Origin of the sequence: Staphylococcus sp. HMSC077D08 (assembly GCF_001837945.1) — a bacterium.
GTDB classification, from domain to species: Bacteria; Bacillota; Bacilli; order Staphylococcales; family Staphylococcaceae; genus Staphylococcus; species Staphylococcus epidermidis.
Window position 1 is genome coordinate 1 of sequence record NZ_KV834772.1, and the last position, 429, is coordinate 429.

Genomic DNA, 429 nt, shown 5'->3' on the forward strand with positions numbered 1-429 from the left:
ATTTTTTTATTTAAATCATTAATTCCTATTGTCGTGACGATATGGATCATAATGTCATCTGTATTATTGTATTAACTATAGTAACGCCTTATTCGCGATTGGAAGTATCACTTGCAGTGTTAAGTATAAATAATATTTAGAACAATTTAGACATTAAGTCATAATTCTAATATTTATAGAAATAACGAATACTTTGAATCATTATAAAATATTTATTATATACATTTTTGCATTCCTACGTACTATGATGTTATAATGCACTTAACAAGGAATCCAGCATGGATACACCAATCCCCTCACTACCGCAAATAGTGAGGGGATTTTTGTAGGTGTGGCTATTGTCGCCTATTTGTCTTTGCGATTACGCAGCCAATGCGTAAATAACGCAATAATACAACCACTGATGACTGTGGTCGTGATGTGAACAAG

1 protein-coding gene is annotated in these 429 nt (G+C 31.9%); it reads right to left on the minus strand.

What is annotated here, in order from left to right; translation table 11 throughout:
• Positions 1 to 345: 345 nt before the first annotated feature.
• On the minus strand, positions 346 to 429 hold an 84-nt coding region (locus HMPREF2663_RS12720), incomplete at its 5' end, for a type I toxin-antitoxin system Fst family toxin (RefSeq protein WP_141762235.1).